The organism is Kitasatospora sp. NPDC056273, from assembly GCF_042268845.1.
Taxonomy (GTDB): Bacteria; Actinomycetota; Actinomycetes; order Streptomycetales; family Streptomycetaceae; genus Kitasatospora.
The window spans coordinates 56,354-73,936 of the sequence record NZ_JBHJSJ010000004.1; the positions used below are offsets into that span (position 1 = coordinate 56,354).

At 73.8% G+C, this 17,583-nt stretch carries 14 protein-coding genes; 6 read left to right on the forward strand and 8 right to left on the reverse strand.

Going from position 1 to position 17,583, the window contains the following annotated elements; translation table 11 throughout:
- Positions 1-799 precede the first annotated feature (799 nt).
- Positions 800-2,146: an MFS transporter gene (locus ACFCY1_RS04970; RefSeq protein ID WP_049651517.1), complete on the forward strand. Its 1,347-nt coding sequence runs from the start codon at positions 800-802 to the stop codon at positions 2,144-2,146.
- Between the two features lie 87 nt (positions 2,147-2,233).
- Here the strand turns inward: ACFCY1_RS04970 and ACFCY1_RS04975 are convergent, their stop codons facing one another.
- Positions 2,234-3,226 (reverse strand): LacI family DNA-binding transcriptional regulator, encoded by a 993-nt coding sequence (locus ACFCY1_RS04975; protein WP_074006038.1) that lies wholly within the window; start codon positions 3,224-3,226, stop codon positions 2,234-2,236.
- 125 nt (positions 3,227-3,351) lie between these two features.
- Here ACFCY1_RS04975 and ACFCY1_RS04980 point away from each other — a divergent pair, with 125 nt between their 5' ends.
- From ACFCY1_RS04980 to ACFCY1_RS05000, 5 genes are all read left to right on the forward strand, one after another.
- Positions 3,352-4,332 (forward strand): ribokinase, encoded by a 981-nt coding sequence (locus ACFCY1_RS04980; RefSeq protein WP_375873543.1) that lies wholly within the window; start codon positions 3,352-3,354, stop codon positions 4,330-4,332.
- Positions 4,333-4,407: 75 nt separating this feature from the next.
- Positions 4,408-5,754 (forward strand): NtaA/DmoA family FMN-dependent monooxygenase, encoded by a 1,347-nt coding sequence (locus ACFCY1_RS04985; protein ID WP_375873544.1) that lies wholly within the window; start codon positions 4,408-4,410, stop codon positions 5,752-5,754.
- Positions 5,755-5,789: 35 nt separating this feature from the next.
- Positions 5,790-6,335: a flavin reductase family protein gene (locus ACFCY1_RS04990; RefSeq protein WP_375873545.1), complete on the forward strand. Its 546-nt coding sequence runs from the start codon at positions 5,790-5,792 to the stop codon at positions 6,333-6,335.
- Positions 6,328-6,753, forward strand: a complete 426-nt coding sequence (locus tag ACFCY1_RS04995) for a riboflavin kinase (RefSeq protein WP_074006036.1) — start codon at positions 6,328-6,330, stop codon at positions 6,751-6,753. Before ACFCY1_RS04990 ends, ACFCY1_RS04995 begins: the two co-directional genes overlap by 8 nt.
- Positions 6,754-7,013: 260 nt before the next feature.
- Complete coding sequence (locus ACFCY1_RS05000) at positions 7,014-7,742, forward strand: nicotinamide riboside transporter PnuC (RefSeq protein ID WP_375873546.1); 729 nt, start codon at positions 7,014-7,016, stop codon at positions 7,740-7,742.
- An 80-nt stretch (positions 7,743-7,822) separates the two neighbouring features.
- Here the strand turns inward: ACFCY1_RS05000 and ACFCY1_RS05005 are convergent, their stop codons facing one another.
- The 7 genes from ACFCY1_RS05005 to ACFCY1_RS05035 form a co-directional block, all read right to left on the reverse strand.
- The gene (locus tag ACFCY1_RS05005; protein WP_375873687.1) at positions 7,823-9,502 is read right to left on the reverse strand and encodes an ABC transporter ATP-binding protein; all 1,680 of its coding nucleotides are present in this window, start codon (positions 9,500-9,502) and stop codon (positions 7,823-7,825) included.
- Between the two features lie 71 nt (positions 9,503-9,573).
- Positions 9,574-10,563 carry an ABC transporter permease gene (locus ACFCY1_RS05010; protein WP_375873547.1) on the reverse strand — a complete coding sequence of 330 codons (990 nt, stop codon included), beginning with the start codon at positions 10,561-10,563 and terminating at the stop codon, positions 9,574-9,576.
- Complete coding sequence (locus tag ACFCY1_RS05015) at positions 10,560-11,624, reverse strand: ABC transporter permease (protein WP_375873548.1); 1,065 nt, start codon at positions 11,622-11,624, stop codon at positions 10,560-10,562. The genes ACFCY1_RS05010 and ACFCY1_RS05015 overlap by 4 nt, the downstream gene beginning before the upstream one ends.
- Before the next feature lie 32 nt (positions 11,625-11,656).
- Positions 11,657-13,378 carry an ABC transporter substrate-binding protein gene (locus ACFCY1_RS05020; protein WP_375873549.1) on the reverse strand — a complete coding sequence of 574 codons (1,722 nt, stop codon included), beginning with the start codon at positions 13,376-13,378 and terminating at the stop codon, positions 11,657-11,659.
- Between the two features lie 145 nt (positions 13,379-13,523).
- Positions 13,524-13,616: an Ms4533A family Cys-rich leader peptide gene (locus ACFCY1_RS05025; RefSeq protein ID WP_310593099.1), complete on the reverse strand. Its 93-nt coding sequence runs from the start codon at positions 13,614-13,616 to the stop codon at positions 13,524-13,526.
- Positions 13,617-13,888: 272 nt separating this feature from the next.
- Positions 13,889-15,304 carry a DUF6519 domain-containing protein gene (locus tag ACFCY1_RS05030; RefSeq protein WP_375873550.1) on the reverse strand — a complete coding sequence of 472 codons (1,416 nt, stop codon included), beginning with the start codon at positions 15,302-15,304 and terminating at the stop codon, positions 13,889-13,891.
- A gap of 55 nt (positions 15,305-15,359) precedes the next feature.
- The gene (locus tag ACFCY1_RS05035; protein ID WP_375873551.1) at positions 15,360-17,579 is read right to left on the reverse strand and encodes a hypothetical protein; all 2,220 of its coding nucleotides are present in this window, start codon (positions 17,577-17,579) and stop codon (positions 15,360-15,362) included.
- Between the last annotated feature and the right edge of the window lie 4 nt (positions 17,580-17,583).

The following is a 17,583-nucleotide window of genomic DNA, read 5'->3' on the forward strand; positions in this document are numbered from 1 at the left end:
TGCGGACGGTGCCGGTGTTTCCGGAGTTCGCGCTCGACGTGAACGGGAAGTCCGGTGAAGTGAACGGGAAATCCGGTGGAGCGAACGAAAAGCGGGGCGGGGCGGAGTGGAGGGTGGGCGGCGTCGGGGCAGCGCCGGTCAGCCTGCCGGCACGGTAGTAGGTCTGTACATGACATGCATGGACGTGCGGTCGGGCAGCGCTGCTCCTCTCGTGACAGGAGGAAGGACTCGGGGTGCCGACCGCGCGGCGCGGCGGGACGGGGTGAGGGTCGGGTCTTCGGGGGTGCTTGAGTGGTCGCCGTTCAGCGGCTCACTGATCAGCGGCACACTGTGGAATTCTGGCCGACGCGTTCGGCTCCTGCCGGTCGGGCTGCCGGCCACTTCCGCTGCTGAGAATTCCGCAGCGCGGGTATGTTCATCCGCCCTCGGGGTGCGGAGAGATGTGTCGACTACGCGTTCATCGATTCAAGGATCGCGTATTTCGACGGCCGGATGAAGCGCTGGCGGGATTTGATCGACAAAGTGTCCGATTCGATCTCCTCGATGCGACAGATGTACGAATGTGTGATGGGTGCCGCCGTCGGGTAGAGGTCGACGGAAATCGAATGACCTGGGGAGGCGTCGACTGCCGGTACCATGCGCGCCGGGCGGGGTGGACAGCGGATGAGCGATCAATGCAAGCTGACCGCATGGCAGTTGAGAATCTTGATGCATCGTCAGCCAGTGTCGGCGGCAGCTCCTTAGCAGGGTCCCTCCCGCGGCGCCGTGCGCTCGGCCGCGAGCTCCCGGGCGGGCCCGCATGACCGCCACCGTGGTCGAGTCGGCCCGCCGGCCGGGACTGGCGCTCGGCGTGCTGGCCGGGGCGTTCGCCCTGGACGTGAGCGGTCTCGGCGTGCTCAACGCCGCCCTGCCGTCCGTCGGAGAGCGCTTCGACCTGGGGGAGACCACGCTCCAGTGGGTGATGACCGCCTATGCCGTCACCTTCGCCGGCTTCCTGCTGGTGGGCGGCCGGCTCGCCGACGTCCTCGGGCGGCGGCGGGTGTTCGAGGTCGGCGTCGCCCTGTTCACCGTGTCCGCGCTGGTCGGGGCGGTGGCCCCGAACACCGTCACGCTGCTGGGCGCGCGCGCCGTCCAGGGGATCGGCGCCGCCCTGTCGGGGCCGGCCGCGCTGGGCCTGCTCACCGCGCTCTTCCCGGTCGGCCCGGCGCGCAACCGGGCGATCAGCGTGTACACGGCCGTCGGGGCCGTGAGCTTCAGCGGCGGGGTGCTGCTGGGCGGCGTCCTGACCCAGTTCTTCGGCTGGCGTTCGGTGCTCTGGTTCTCGGTGCTGATCGGGGTCGGCGTGCTGGCCGCGACCCGCGTCGGACTGCCCGACGGCGCCGGTCACCGCGGCCGGCTGGACCTGCCCGGCGCGATCACCGGCACCCTCGGCCTCACCCTGCTCGTGGTCGGCGTGAGCAGCAGCGGCGCGACGGCGTGGACCGTCCTGGCCGCCGCGGCGGTCTCCCTGGTGCTGTTCGTCGTCCGGGAGCACCGCACCGCCGACCCGGTGCTCCCGCTCGGCCTCTTCCGGATCGCCTCGGTGCGGGACGCGAGCCTGTCGGCGTTCCTCCAGTACACGGGCTCGATCGGGATGCTGTTCTTCGCCCCGCTGTACCTCCAGGGGATGCTGCACTACTCGCCCTCCGAGTCCGGCCTGGCGCTGGTGCCGATGTCCCTGGCGGTGTTCCTCACCGCCAACTTCGTCACCGGCCGGCTGCTGGCCACGTACTCCCCGCGGACGCTGATGGCCGTCGGCCTGGTCCTGATCGGCGTCGGCACCGGGCTGTGGCTGGGCACGCCGCAGGACGGGAACTACGTGCTGCACGTGCTGCCCGGCCTGGTGGTCAGCGGCATCGGCCAGGGGCTGAACTTCCCCTCGATGACCACGGCCGGGCTCTCCGGCGTCCCGGAGCAGCAGCACGCCGTCGCGGGTGCGGTGAACGTCGTGACGCAGCAGATCGGCGCCAGCGCGGGCGTGGCGGTGATGGTCCTGGTCGCGGGGACCAGCTCGGACCAGCTCGGCGGCTACCACCTCGCCTACGTCACCGCGGCCGTCGCCTGCGTGCTGGGCGCGGCCGTCATCGCGGTGCGGCGGAAGGCCTGAGGGGTCCCGCCCGGTCGAGGGTCGGAGCGGTTCGCCGAGAGGCGGCCCCGGGGTGCGCGCCGCACACCGGGGCCGCCCCTCGCCCGCTCAGGCGTTCGCGTCCGTGGAGGAGCGCACCACCAGCTGCGGCGCGAAGCGCTCCACCCGCTCCGACCGTTCACGGGCCGGGGACTGAAGGAGGGTCAGGGCGCGCTCGGCCATGGCGGTGAGCGGGTGGCGGATCGAGGTGATGGGCGGGTCGAGGAGTTCGAGCATCTCGGTGTCGTCGAAGCCGGTGACGGCGATCCGGCCGGGGACGGGGATCGCCGAGCGCTGCAGGGTGCTGACCAGCCCGACCGCGAGGACGTCCGCCCCGCAGACCACGGCGTCGATCCCGGCGTGCCGCTCGGCGATCCGGCGGCCCGCGGTGCGCCCGGCGTCGGTGGTGAAGCTGGGCAGCAGGACGGTGGTGGCGTCGGCGCCGCGGGCCCCGGTGAAGGCGGCGAGGCGCTCCGCGCCGGAGGAGGACGCCTGGTCGGCGGCGACCAGGGCGATCCGGTGGCGGCCGAGGCCTTCGAGGTGGTCGAGGAGCAGCCGCATCGCGGCGGTGTTGTCGAGGGTGACGGCCACGGTGCCGGAGCCGGTGGCCCAGCGGTCGAACAGGACGACCGGGGTGCGCTGGGCGGCGGCCCGGACGGCGGGGCCGGACGCGCCGGCGGAGACCGGGACGACGAGCAGCCCGTCGACCCGGCCGCCGAGCAGGGTCTCGATCTGCTCGGCCTCGACGGCGGTGTCGTTGGCGGCGTCGGAGACCACCAACTGCCCGCCTGCGGCGCGGACTTGCTGGGCGAGGGCGTCGGCGAGCTGGACGAAGTACGGGTTGGCGAGCGAGGGGACGACCACGCCGATGGTGCCCGTGGTGCCGGTGCGCAGCGCCCGGGCGGAGTGGTTGGTGCGGTAGCCGAGGTGCCGGGCGGCCTCCTCGACGCGGCGGGCGAGTTCGGGGTCGACGTTGCGCTGGGTGCCGGCCAGGACGCGTGAGGCGGTCGCGCGGGAGACACCGGCGGCCGCGGCCACGTCGAGGAGTCGGGGCGCTGTCACGTGGGGCGGTCCTTCGCGGTCGGGAACGGGCTCGGCTGAGCTCGCGGAATACGCAGCACGAGGGTACTTGACGGTTCCGGGGGCCTGGTCCACAGTGTGGGAGATCGATCTCCCAAGGAGTGCAGATGCCGCCCATCACCGTCGTCGGTTCGATCAACCGCGACCTCGTCCTGACCGTCGAGGACCTGCCGCGACCCGGCGAGACCGTGCTCGCGCGGGGCTTCGTGGAGGGCGTCGGCGGCAAGGGCGCCAACCAGGCCGTCGCGGCGGCCCGGCTCGGCTCGCGGGTGCGGATGGTCGCCCGGGTCGGCCCGGACGCCGACGCCATCCTGCGGGCGCTCGCCGCCGAAGGGGTGGACGTCGGGGCGGTGCGCCCGGCACCCGAGAGCACCACCGGGATCGCCTCGGTGGTGGTCGACCGGGCCGGCGAGAACACCATCGTGGTCAACCCGGGCGCCAACGCCGAACTGTCCGTCGCGGACCTGCCGCAGCGGCTGGCCCGGTCCGCGGGCGAGGTGGTCCTGGTGCAGCACGAGATCTCCGCCGAGGTGGTCGCCGCCGCCGTGCTGCGGGCCCGGGAGCAGGGCGGCACCGTCGTCCTCAACCCGGCCCCGGCCCGCCCGGTCGCCCCGGAGGTGCTCGCCGCCGTCGACGTCCTCGTCCCCAACCTCGGCGAACTCGCCACCCTGCTCGGCGCGGAGCCGCCCGCCGGCCCCGACGGGGCGCGCGAACTGCTGGAGCGGGCCGCCCTGCTCTGCCGGGCGGTCGTGGTGACGCTCGGCGCGGACGGGGCGCTGGTCAAACAGCCCGGCCGTCCCGCCGTGCACCTGCCGGCCCCCGTCGTGGACGCCGTCGACACCGTCGGCGCCGGCGACACCTTCTGCGGAGCCCTCGCCGACTCCCTCGCCCGCGGCGCCGACCTGCTCGCCGCCGCCGAACGGGCCGTCCGCGCGGCCTCGTTGGCCGTCACCGGGCTCGGCGCCCAGTCCGCCATGCCGTCCGCGGCGCAGCTCGACGCGGCCGCCGGCCCCCTCGGCGCACCCGCCCCGCTCCCCGACGCGACCGGCGCGGTCCTCGACGCCCCCGCCGTTCCCGTAGCACCCTGACGGTCCCCGGCCCCCACGCCCGGTCCGCTCAGCACCCCGGTTCCCCCGCACCACCAGTTCAACGGAGAACACCCCATGCGCAACCTCAAGCTCGGACTGTTCGAGAACGCCCAGACCAACGCGAGCGGCACCGCCACCTGGCGCCACCCCGACAGCCGCCGGCACCTGTTCGACACCCTCGGGTACTGGCGCGACATCGCGCGGATCTGCGAGGACGCCAAGCTTGACTTCCTGTTCCTGGCCGACGCCTGGGGCTGGTCGGAGATCGGCGGGGTGCGCCCGCCGATCGCCACCGAGGAGACCCTCGACCTGCCGCGCCTGGACCCGTTCGTGATCGCCTCGGCCCTGCTCGCGAGCACCACCGACCTCGGCCTGGTGGTGACCGGCTCGGTGCTGGTCGAGCCGCCGTACGCCTTCGCCCGCCGACTGGCCACCCTGGACCAGCTCTCCGGCGGCCGGCTCGGCTGGAACATCGTCACCACCGGTACCGCCGACACCGCCGTCAAGGCCTTCGGGATGGACATGGTGGCGCACGACGACCGGTACCGGATGGCCGAGGACTTCCTCGACCTGGTCTACAAGTACTGGGAGGGCTCCTGGGAGCCCGACGCCCTGGAGAAGGACAAGGCCGGCCGCTTCGCCGACCCGGCCAAGGTCCACCTGGTCGAGCACGACGGCCCGTACTTCCGCTCGCAGGGCTACGGCAACACCGCCCGCTCCCCGCAGGGCACCCCGGTGCTGTTCCAGGCCGGCGCCTCCCCGGCCGGGCGCCGCGTCGGCGGGCGGCACGGCGAGTGCATGTTCGTCGGCAGCGGCACCGTCCAACAGCTCGCCGGGCACACCGCGGCGATCCGCGAGGAGGCCGTCCGGGCCGGCCGCGGCGCCGACGAGGTCAAGGTGATGTCGGCGTTCTCCTGCGTGATCGGTGCCACCACCGCGGACGCCGAACGCCGCTGGCAGCGGGTCCTGGACGCCCAGCGCCCGGAGGTCACCGTCGCCAGCTACGCCATGTTCACCGGCCTCGACCTGTCCTCGTACGCGCCGGACACCCCGATGGCGGAGCTGTCCACCGAGATGTCGCAGACCCAGGTCGCCCGGTTCGCCGACAAGACCGTCGGCGACGTGCTCGCCGACTGGCACACCCATGGCGTCGGCGCCCGCCCGGTGGTCGGCACCGCCGAGGAGATCGCCGACGAGATCTGCGCCCTGGCGGAGGGCGCCGACCTGGACGGCTTCCTGCTCTCGCCGACCGTCCAGCCCGCCTCCACCGTCGAGTTCGTCGAGTCGGTGCTGCCGATCCTGCGCGCCCGCGGCGTCTTCCGCGGCGAGTACGCGCAGGGCGAGTCGCTGCGCGAGCGGCTGACCGGCGCGTCCGACCGGGCGCTGCCGGTCAGCCACCCGGCCGCGCGGTACCGGCACTGACCCCCCGCACCGGCGACGAGAGGACGGCGACGACCATGGTCACTCCCGCCCACCACCCGACCGCGGCCGCGGCGACCGCCGCGGAGCGGCCCGACCGGGCCGAGCTGGACGGCGCGGCGCTGCGCCAGGCGTTCGGGGCCTACCCCACCGGGGTGGTCGCGCTCGGCGCGCTGCGCGACGGCGAACCGGTCGGGCTCGCGGTCAGCTCCTTCGTGTCGATCTCGCTGGAGCCGCCGATGGTCGCGGTCAGCGTGGCCCGCACCTCCACCACCTGGCCCCGGCTGACGGAGGCTCCGGAGCTGGGGCTGAGCGTGCTCAGCCGCGGCCAGGGCGCGCTCTGCCGGCGGCTCGCCTCCCGCGCGGGCGACCGCTTCGACGGCACCGGCTGGCAGGCCACGCCGGGCGGCGCGGTGCTGATCCACGACGCGGCGCTCTGGCTGACCGCCCGGATGCACGCGGTGTACGACGGCGGCGACCACGAGATCGTCCTGCTGGAACTGCTCACCGTCGAGCTGTTCCCCGGAGTGGAGCCGCTGGTCTTCCACACCAGCCAGTTCCGTGAGCTCACCCCCCATGGCTGACACCCCGACGGCCCCCCTGTCCGGCACCGTGGTGCACGGTGCCGGCCGGGGGAGGGGGCTGGGCTTCCCCACCGCCAACATCGCCCCCGACCCCGGCACACCCGCCCCGCCGCCCGCGATCTACAGCGGCTGGCTGGCCCGCCGCGCGAGCGGCACCGTGCACCGCGCGACGATCAGCGTCGGCACCAACCCCACCTTCTGCGACACCTCCGAGATCCACACCGAGGTGTACTGCCACGACACCCCGGGCGACCTGTACGGCGAGCGCGTCGAGCTCTGGTTCGTCGCCCGGATCCGGGGCACCGAGCGGTTCGCCTCCGTCGACGAGCTGCTGCTCGCCGCCCGGGAGGACGTCCGCCGCTCCGAGGCCCTGCTGGACTCCGAGCACGGACGGCACGTGCTCGCCGTCCTCTCCTGAACCGTCCTTTCCTGAACCGTTCCCTCCTGAACCGTTCCCTCCTGAACCGTTCCCTCCTGAACCGTTCTCTCCTGAACCGTTCTCTTCTGATCCGCCCGCACCACCTCTTCGCACCGTCCTTCACCTGCCCGGCGCGCGCCCCCGCTTCCCCCGGGACCGCGCGTCCCGCGCCACGAGCCCGGTCGGCCCCGCACCCCCCGCTTCGGCGGGGCCGACCGCCCCTTCCCCCACCTCGCTCCGCACGAACAAAGGTGTGAGTCATGAGCGCGTTCCACTGGTTGAACGAGCAGTTCGACTTCTTCGGCCTCCCCGTCTACTGGTCCGACTTCCTGGGCAACATCCTGGCGCTCGCCACCGTCTGGCTCGCCCTGCGGCGTTCGCTGGTGGCCTGGCCGGTGCAGATCCTCGGCTCGGTGCTGCTGCTGGTCGCCAGTCTGAACGTGCACCTCGGCGGCAACGCCGCCCGGCAGATCGTCATCATCGTCTCGGCCTCCTGGGGCTGGGCGACCTGGAAGCGCAGCCGCGAGCAGGAAGGCACCATCAACGTCCGCTGGGCGTCGTGGCGGGAACGCGCCGTGCTGGCGGCCGCGATGGTGGCGGGGACGGCCGCGTTCGGCGCGGTGCTGAAGGGGACGGACGCCTCGTTCTACCCCGGGGCGCCGTGGTGGATGGTCCTCGCGGACGCCTGGATCTTCGTCGGCTCGATCCTCGCCATGTACAGCCAGGCCCGCCGCTACGTGGAGTTCTGGTTCGTCTGGCTGGCCGTCGACCTGGTGGGCGTGCCGCTCGCGGTCCACTCCGAGCTGTACTTCTCCGGCATCGTCTACGGGATCTTCTTCGTGATGGTGGTGCTCGGCATCCGCGACTGGGCGTCCCGCAGCGGGCCGCAGGAGATCGCCTCGCCGCTGGAGCCCGCCGTCCTGGTCGAGGGCCGGGACGAAGGCCGCGCGGGTGAAGGCGCCAACTCCCGGGCCACCAAGACCAACTGATGATTCGTCATAAACCTGTACGCGACTGCCCGACCCGGGCCGCACCCCGCGAGGTGCGACCCGGGCCGGGCAGTCGACGGTCAGGCGCCGGCGGAGGCCAGGCGGGCGTGGCGGCGGGCGGTCGCCTCGGCCGGGTCCAGGACCGGGACGGCGGCCAACAGGCCCTTGGTGTAGGCGTGCTGGGGGGAGTCGTACACCGTGTCGGCGTCGCCCTGTTCCACGATCCGCCCGGCCCGCATCACCGCGACCCGGTCGCTCACCTGCCGGACCACGGCGAGGTCGTGGGCGATGAAGACCAGCGCGAGGCCGAGGTCGCGCTGCAACTCGCCCAGCAGCTCGACCACCTGGGCCTGGGTGGTGACGTCCAGCGCGGAGACCGGTTCGTCGCAGACGATCAGCCGCGGTCGGGGCGCCAGCGCGCGGGCGATGCCGACCCGCTGCCGCTGCCCACCGGAGAACTCGTGCGGGTAGCGGTGGTACCAGTCGGCGTCGAGCCCCACGCGTTCGAGGAGTTCGCCGACCCGGCTGCGGATGCGGCGCTCGTCGCTCTCCCCGGCGATGCGCAGCGGGTCGGCGATGGACTCGCCGATGCTGCGACGCGGGTTGAGCGAGGACACCGGGTCCTGGAAGACCATCTGCAACTCCCGCCGGATCGGGCGCAGTTCCTTCTCCCCGAGCGCTCCGATGTCCCGGCCGCGGTAGTGCAGTCGGCCGCCGGTCGGCTCCAGCAGCCGGACGAGCATCCGCCCGAGCGTGGTCTTCCCGGAACCGGACTCGCCGACCACGCCCAGCGTCTCGCCGGCCCGTACGGTGAGCGAGACGCCGTCCACGGCGGTCACCGGGCCGGTGCGCCGGGTGAGGCCGCCGCGGGTGGCGAACTCCCGGCGCAGGTCGACGGCTTCGAGCAGCACCTCGTCCCCGACGGGCCCGGTCGACCTGGCCGCCTCGGCGGGCGCGTCGACCCGGGGCACCGCCGACAGCAGCGCGCGGGTGTACGGCTCGCGCGGAGCGCCGAGCACCTCGGCGACCGGCCCGTGCTCCACCGCCCGGCCGTCCTTCATCACCAGCACCCGGTCGACGCTCCCGGCGACCACGCCCAGGTCGTGGGTGACCAGGACCAGCCCGGCGCCGGTCTCGGCCCGCAACTCGTGCAGCAGGTCCAGGATCTGGGCCTGGACGGTGACGTCCAGCGCGGTCGTCGGCTCGTCGGCGACCAGCAGCCGCGGCTCGCAGGCCAGGGCCATCGCGATCAGCACCCGCTGGCGCATGCCGCCGCTGAACTCGTGCGGACGCGACCGCGAGCGCCGCGCGGCGTCGGCGATGCCCACGCGGTCGAGCACCTCGACGGCCCGGGCCCGGGCGGCCCGGCGGGAGACGTCCCGGTGCACCCGCACGACCTCGGCGATCTGGTCGCCCACCGCGTAGTACGGGTCGAGGGCGGAGAGCGGGTCCTGGAACACCATGGCGGCCAACCCGCCGCGCAGGCGCCGGAGTTCGTCGCCCTCGGCGGTGACGGCGTCGACCCCGGCGACCCGCACCGAGCCGCCGATCCGGGCGCCGGTGCCGCGGTGCAGGCCGAGCAGTCCGTAGGCGACGGTGCTCTTGCCGGAGCCGGACTCGCCGACGATGCCGAGCGCCTGCCCGGCCTCCAGGGTGAAGCCCACGCCGTCGACGGCGCGGACGTGGCCGTCGCCGACCGGGAAGTCGACGACCAGGTCCCGGACGTCGACCAGGGCCTCGCCCCGGGCTTCGGCGGCCAGGGGTTCGGAGCCCCGGGGGCCGGGGCGCAGGGGCTCCGGGCCCCGGGGCTCGGGGCTCAGGGTTCCGGCGCTCACGTCAGGACCACCCTTCGGTCGGTCACCGCGTAGAGCACGTCCGCGATGACGTTGGCGAGGACCACGAAGAACCCGGTGACGAGGGTGAGGCCGACGACGGTCGGCAGGTCGATCAGGCCGACCGAGGTGACCAGCAGTTTGCCGAGCCCCGGGAGGCCGAAGAGCGACTCGGTCAGCACGGCGGACCCGAACATCGTCCCGAGGTCGATGGCGGTCAGCGCGATCACCGGGGTGAGCGCGCCGCGCAGCGCGTGCCTGGTCACCAGGTGCCGCTCGCTGACGCCGTACGCCCGGAAGGTCCGGATGTGGTCGTCGGCGAGGGTCTCCAGCATGGAGGAGCGGGTCAGCCGGGCGTACTTCGCGGACTCGATGAGCGCGAGCGAGACCCAGGGCAGCAGCAGTCCCCAGAACCACTGCTGCGGGTCCTCGGTGAGGGGCACGTAGCTCGGGAACGGCAGCCACTGGAGCTGGGCGCACAGGACGATGAGCAGCACCAGGCCGATGACGAAGACCGGGATGGAGCTGCCGGCCAGCGTCAGCGCGGTCAGCAGCCGCTCGCTGAGCCGGCCCCGGCGCAGCGCGGAGACCAGCCCGGTGCCGACCCCGAGGACCAGCCAGAGCACCATCGCGCCGAGCGCCAGCGAGGCCGTCACCGGGAGCCGGGCGGTGATCATGTCGGTGACCTGTTCACCGCTGCGGTAGGAGATGCCCAGGCAGGGCGCCTGGCAGTGCAGCAGGCCCGTCCCGGCGCTGAAGTCGCGGCCGGCGACGACGCCCTGGAGGAAGTGGGCGTACTGGAGGTAGACGGGCGCGTCGAGGCCGAGCCGTTCGCGCACCTGGGCGACCTGGGCGGGGCTGCACTTCTCGCCGCAGGCGAGCTGGGCCGGGTCGCCGGGGGCGATGTAGAAGATCGCGTAGACGACCAGGGAGAGGACGAGCAGGACGCCGAGCATGCCGACGGCCTTGCGGAGCAGGAAGCGGGTCATGCGGTGGCCTCCTCGGAGGGGCCCCGGCCCGCGCTCGACGGACCGGCGTTCGACGGAACGGCACCCGAGGGGCCGGCCTTCGACGGACCGGAGCCGCCGCGCGCCGTACCGACCCGCAGCCGGGAGGCCGCACGGGGGTCGAGCTCGGTGCGGACGGCGTCGCCGAGCACGGTGAAGGCGAGCACGGTGGTGAACAGCAGCGCGGAGGGGAGCAGCACGTACATCGGGTCCGCGCGGAACCAGGTGGTCGCCCCGGAGAGCATCTGGCCCCACGAGGAGGTCGGCGGCTTGACGCCCACCCCGAGGAAGGACAGCCCGGCCTCGGCGACCACGTTGGACGGCAGCAGCACCGCCGCGTAGGTGATGACCGGCGCGGCCAGGGACGGCAGCAGCTCCCGGCGGGCGATCCGCCACCGGGTGGCGCCGGCGAGCCGGGCCGCGGCCACGTAGTCGAGCTGCCGGAGGCTGAGCGTCTGCGCCCGGACCACCCGTGCGGTGCCGGCCCAGCCCAGCAGCCCGATGACCAGGGTCAGCAGCAGCGGGCGGGGGAAGCCGGGGGGCACGACCGCCATCAGCGAGATGGCGAAGACCAGCGTGGGCAGCGCGAGCATCACCTCGGTGGTGTTGCCGATCAGCTGGTCGAGCCACCGGTTGCCGAGGCCCGCGGCGAGGCCGAGCAGGACGCCGATCGCGACCTGGACGAGGGTGGCGCCGACGGCGACGAGCAGCGAGATCCGGGCGCCGTGCACCAGTCGGGCGAACACGTCCCGCCCGGTGCCGGGTTCGACGCCGAGCCAGTGCTCGGCGCTGACGCCGCCGAAGGAGCCGGTGGGCACCCCGCCGGCCGCCGAGTCGAGCAGGTCGTTGTGGTAGCTGGTGGGGTCCTGGCCCTCGATCGCGCTGAGCAGCGGTGCCGCCGCGGCGATCAGGACGAGCAGGACGATGACGAGGCCGGCGGTGAGGGTGGCGCGCCGCGCGAGCAGCCGCCGCCACACCTGTGGTCCCCCGGCGGCCGGGGAGGCCGCGGGGGCCTCCCCGGCTCGGGGTTGCTGTGGAGCCATGGTTGTCCGATCGATCCGTCCGGTCCCGTCCGTTACTTGACCGCGACCTGGGAGATGTCGAGGACGCCGGTCCAGTCGCTGATGACGATGTTGCGGACGTCCTTGCCGGACAGCCGCTTGTAGACGGGGTGGAACAGCGGGACGGTGAGGGCCTGGTCGCCGATCCGCTTGTCCAGGGCGCCCCAGCGCTTGGCGGCCTCGGCGTGGTCGGTGATCTTGTTGATCTGGTCGATCTCGTCGTTCACCGAAGGGTCGTCCAGCTGCGCGGAGTTGAAGTTGTAGCCGTCGGTGACGATCTGCCGGCCGTCGAAGATCGGGGCCAGGAACGGGCCGCCGGACGGCCAGTCGGCGCCCCAGCCGGAGAGGAAGAGGCCGGGCTCGGTGCCGACGGTGTGGATCGTCTTGGAGTACCGGGTGGAGTCCAGGGCCTCCAGCTGGACGGTGATCCCGGCGGCCTTCAGACCGTCCTGGACGGCGGCGGCCAGGTCCGGGCCGTAGCCCTTGCCGGTGGCGCTGGAGTGGGTGAGCGTGATGGTCAGGCCGTCCGGGTAGCCGGCCTCCTTCAGCAGCTCCCTGGCCTTCGCCGGGTTGCCCGTGGCACCGGCCGGGAACGGGTCGTACGGCGTGTACCCGAAGGTCTCCTGGGCGGGCAGGTAGGTGGTGGCGGCCTCGGCGAGCGAGGAGCCGCCGGCCGCGTTGACGACCGAGGTGCGGTTGATCGCGTAGGCGACGGCCTGCCGGACCTTGGGGTCGTCGAAGGGCTTGACCTTCGGGTTGAACGCCAGGTAGTTGACGTAGCCGAAGTGGCCGGTGCCGACGCGCGCGGCGAGCGACTTGTCGTCCTTCACCTGGGCGAGCTCGGAGGGGCCGAGGTTGGTGTCGGTGGTGACGGCGGCCGCGTCGGCGCCGGTGCCGGCGGAGAGCCGCTGGTTGATCACCGCCGGGTCGAGCCCGGACTGCACGTCGATGGTGTCCGGGTACGCCTTGCGCTGGTCGTCCGTCGCCGCCGACCAGTTGGGGTTGCGCTTGAGGACGAGGTGGGCGCCGTCGTTCTCGTTCTTGACGACCTGGTAGGGGCCGGAGGAGACGGGGCGCTCCTGGTACTTCGTCCCGGTGTCCTTGGCCTTCGGGACGGGGGCGAACTGCGTCTGGGTGGCGAGGTACGGGAAGTCGCCCTCGGGCTTGTTGAGACGGAAGACGATGGTCTTCTCGTCCGGCGTCTCGATGGCGTCCAGACCGCGCGTGTCCTTGTACGGGCCCTGGTAGTCCGCGGCGCCGACCAGCCAGTCCCTCAGGAACGGTGCGCCGCCCGAGAGTTCGGGGGCGAATGACCTTTCGATGCCGTACTTGATATCGGCCGTGGTGATCGGCGAACCGTCCTCGAACGTCAGGCCGTCCTTGAGGTGGTACGTCCACACCGTCGCGCCCTCCGAGGGGGTGCCGATGTCGGTGGCGAGGTCCGGGACGACCTTGGTGCCGGCCGCGCCGTCGGCCCGGTTGCGGGTGGTGAGGGTGCGGAAGACCAGGGAGGGGACGTTGCCGCCGCCGGACGTGTAGAGCCGCGCGGGGTCGAACTGGTCCTGCGGGTTCTGGTTGAGGACGGTGAGGGTGCCGCCCTGCTGCGGCGCGGCGTCCTTGCCGGAGCCTCCACCGCCGTCGGCCTTCGGTCCGCACGCCGCCAGCCCGACGACCAGTGCGACGGTGACGGTCGCCGTGGCGAGGCGGCGAGGGGTGAAGGTGGTGGTTCGAGACATCGGAAAGGGGGCCTTTCGCTACCGATGGTGTACGGAGGAAGGCGGGCGACAGTGAGGCCTGGGGAAGTGAGCGGCACCGCGCCCGCAGCAGGGGGCGACGCCCCGACGCGGCGATCACCGCTAAACGCGTCGGGACAGGGCGGATTCAGCGACAGAGATTGTCGGAAACGCAGTGCGCGGCCACGCCGATCAGCGCCAGCTCGATGGCGGCGCACGTGATCGGGTGACGGTCAGACATGCCGAGAAGAATGTATGACGATAAGGAGGATGTCAAAAAGCCCGACCACCATTCGGACAACACGTGAACACCGCGAACACCGGGGGTACCGGAAGCACCACGAACACCGCGAACACCGGGAATGTCCGCGACGTATCGGTGGGGTGACCGATGTGCGCGGGTGGGGGGCGTGGCCGGTTCCCATTTCGCCGTCGACGCCCCCACCCGGGCCCGCGGCCCTCGGCTCGAGGACGCCGACGGCCCTGCCGCGCCCGCCGTCGCGCCCCGGCCGATCAGATCTCGGAGCGGGCGGTGGCCGTCAGCGGGGCGAAGGTCTGGCGGAGGTCGACGACGGTGGTCGGGCCCTTCACCCAGGCGAGCGGGGCGTGGTGCACCCGCACCCCGGCCGGCTCCTGGAGCAGCGCCTCCCCGGCCGCGTTCCGCGGCCACTCCACCGACCCGGTGGCGGTGCGGGCGGGGACCAGCCAGTAGTCCCCCCGGGTGTAGGCGCCGCCGGGCCGGAAGTACACCTGGACGCCGTCCTCCAGGTCGAGCCAGGCGCCCTCCGCGAGCTGCAGGGCGCCGCCGGCCAGGGGCAGGGCGTCCCGGCCGCGGGCCTCCCGGTGGTCCCAACGGCGCAGGAAGGGGTGGAGCTCGGCCAGCCGCCCGACCCCGGGGACCGGCTCGGCGGACAGCCGGACCCGGCGGCCCGGCAGGTCGATCTCCTCCACCTGGAGCAGGTTCGCCGCCTCGTCCCGGCTGACGTACGCGCTGTCCGCGACCTCGACCCGGTCGCCCACCGAGAGGCCGAGCTTGTCGTCGTCGCCCAGCGTGTCCAGGGCGACCCAGACGCCCTCGACCGAGGCGACCGGGAGGACGACCGAGCCGTTCTCCCGGGACCACTTGAAGGTGGCGCCGCCCTCCGCCGATCCGCCGTGGTGGACCTCCACCCGGTACAGCTGGTTCTCCGGGCCCCGGTAGCCGGCCTCGGGGTGCGCCAGGCACGGGTCCTCGCCGGCCCGCTCCGGCCGCCGGGCCCGCGCGGCCAGCCAGGAGGAGGGCCGCTCGCGGGGCGCGGCCCAGGCGTCGAAGGCCTCCAGCACCCGGGACGGACCGCCGTCCGGCACGTTCAACTCCGAGGCGGGAAGGGCCAGTACCTGCCAGACGACCTTGGCCCGGGCCGCGGTGTCGGGCATCGCCGCGCCGAGCGCGACCTCGCGGATCTCCGGGTCCTCCACGGCGGTGACACTGCGCTCCCAGACCTTCAGGTAGACCAGGAACGGGAATGCGTCGGGCAGCCGGTCGCCGGGGCGCTCCTGGTCCCGGTAGGCGTCCGGCTGGTCCCAGTACGTCCAGCCGGCGGGCGCCTCCCGGGTCTCGGCGCCCCAGACGCCGTCGTCGGGCACGGCGGTGCCGGGCCCGGGCCGGTCGGCCTCGCACAGGACGCCGTCCACGTAGTACCGGCCGCCGCCGATGGCGAGGTCGTCCAGGTCGTGGTTGCCCGGCAGGTAGCCGATCGCGAACCCGGCCGCGCCGGCGGGCCCGCCGCGCCGGCCGATCAGGTCGGTGGCGAGCGTGCGCAGCTGGTGGCGCTCGATCGCGGCCTGCTCGTTGGCGTCGGCGTCGAGCTGGACCCGGCCCTGCTGGGTCAGCACCGCGGAGTAGTGCCTGCCGGGCCGGAAGGTCAGGCGCGAGAAGTCTGCGTGCACGGGGTCCCTCTCACAGTCAACGGTATTTAGCTGGTTGGGAGTTGCTCAGGGTCGGTCAGGTGGCGAAGAAGAGGCCGGCGTCGGTGCCGGCCGGGGTGTACTCGGCCAGCCGCGCCCGCAGGTTGTCCTCGCGCTGGGGCTGGAACAGGTCGTGGAAGGCGCCCAGTTCGGAGCGGTCCTCGGCGCCGCGGGTGATCTCCGGCGCGCAACCGGCGGCCGGCCGGCCGTAGCCGGGCGTGCCGTACCGGAGGCTGGTGAAGAGCGGGCGCACCCGCTGCGCCTCGGTCTCGCGCAGCCGCTCGGCCCGCACCGGGTCCAGCTCGCCGCGCTCGACCAGCTCGGTCACCGCCGAGCGCACCCGGTCGGGCTGGCACTCGTAGCGGCGGGGGGTGCGCGAGCCCGGGGGCACGTAGCAGAACCGCAGGCAGCCGAGCGAGCGGCGGGCCACCCGCATCCGGCCGGTGAAGACGCTGTCCTCGGCGATCCGCACCGCGTGGGTGTGCACCTCGCCGACCACCGTGGAGCGGTGCGCGTGCAGCACCGCGTAGGCGTGCTCGCAGTCCGGCCCGGAGAGCGCCGGACGGTCCGGGCCGGTGGCGTCCAGGATGCTGTCGGCCAGGTGGATCTCCAGCGGGTCGTCGTCCACCTCGTCGCCGACGACCTGGATCGTGCCCAGGATGCTGCGCTCGATCCGGACGCAGGCCGTGGTGTGGTCCAGCACCAGGCTGGGCTCCTGCGGCGCGTGCGGTTCGCAGTGCGGCTCCAGGGACCAGCCCGGCACCAGGGTGCAGTGCCGCAGGGTGACGGAGGCGAGCGGCCCGGTGACGTTGACCCCGCGACCGGTGACCAGCAGGCCGTCCAGGACGAGCCGCCCGCCCGCGCAGGTGCCCCGGACGTTGAGCGCGTCCGGCCGGTTGCTGTACCAGTCGAGCAGCCGGATCACCGGCCGGGTGCCCTCGGCGGCGCGCAGTTCGAGCCGGTCGTCGGCCTCCAGGTCGAAGTCCAACTGCTCCTGGTAGGCGCCGCTGTGGGTGATCTCGATGACGGCGGAGCCACCCGCGGTGCCGTCCCGCTGGTCGGCGCGCCACTGCTCGTACGCGTCGCTGATCCGCTCGAACGGCCGGCCGGGGCCGACCTGGTAGAGCGTCCGGTGCCGGGCCTCCGGGCGGTCGCGCGGGTACTCGCCGCCGCCGGTGTCGTCGCCGAACGCGTAGTGGTAGTCGACCCAGACGCCGCGGCGCGGGGCGGAGCGGGCGCCGAAGGCGATCCGGCCGAGCAGCGGGTCGACGGCGACCTGGCCGCGCTTGGGCCGATACGTCCAGTCGGTCAGGTCGGCCACCACGATCTCGGCGGGCGGGACGGGCTCCTGGGAGCCGTCGCGCCAGATGGCGAAGCTCTTGCCGGGCCCGTAGTAGTCGGCCGTGCGCTCGGCCAGCTGCCGGCGCCGGATCGGGGCCGGCACGGTGTCGGCCGTCGCGGGGTGCGCGCCGGCCGGCCCCGGCTCGGGCCGGGTGACCAGCGGGGCGTCGTTGCCGAGGACCGAGAAGGTGAAGAGGTTCCTGGCCCGGTCGACGCAGTAGGCCGGCGCCCGGGTCACCGGGTACGGCTTCAGCCGCCACACGTACAGGGCGACACCGGCCGGGGTGTAGCCGCCCTGGCGGCGCGGGGAGGCGGCCCGGCGGACGTCGACGGTGTGCGCCTGGCCGTCGAAGGGCCCGCCGAGCAGGTCCAGCGCCGCGCCGCGCCGGACGTCGACCAGCCGGCCCCGGCCCAGCCGCTGCCGGTCGGCCGGCTCCTCGTCCGGGCGCAGCAGCCGCACCGGCTGGGTGCCGGCGAGCAGCCGGGACAGCTCCACGGCGCGGGCCGGCCAGTCGGCGACCGAGGCGGACAGCTCCTCCAGCAGGGCGAGGGTGCCCTTGCGGCGGCGGTTGGCGACCGTGTTCGCGACGTCCTGGCGGGGCGCCAGCCGGGCGGCGAGCCGGTCGCGGGCCGCGATCCGCTCGGCGGAGGCCTCGCCGTGCAGGCCGGTGGCGAGCACCTCCTCGTAGCCGGGCAGGATCCGGTAGCCGACCAGGTCGCCGAGGTAGGCGACGGCCCAGTCGGCGGCGGTCTCCACGAACCAGTCCTGGTAGCCCTGGTCGACGCCGCCGCGGACGACGTCCACCTGTTCGGCGATGACGGCCAGCAGGGCGCGCAGCGGCTCGCCCGCGTCGGCGTCCCGCAGCCGGTGCCACTGGGGCAGCAGCTCCAGCAGCCCGTCCGGGTCCCTGGTCATGCCC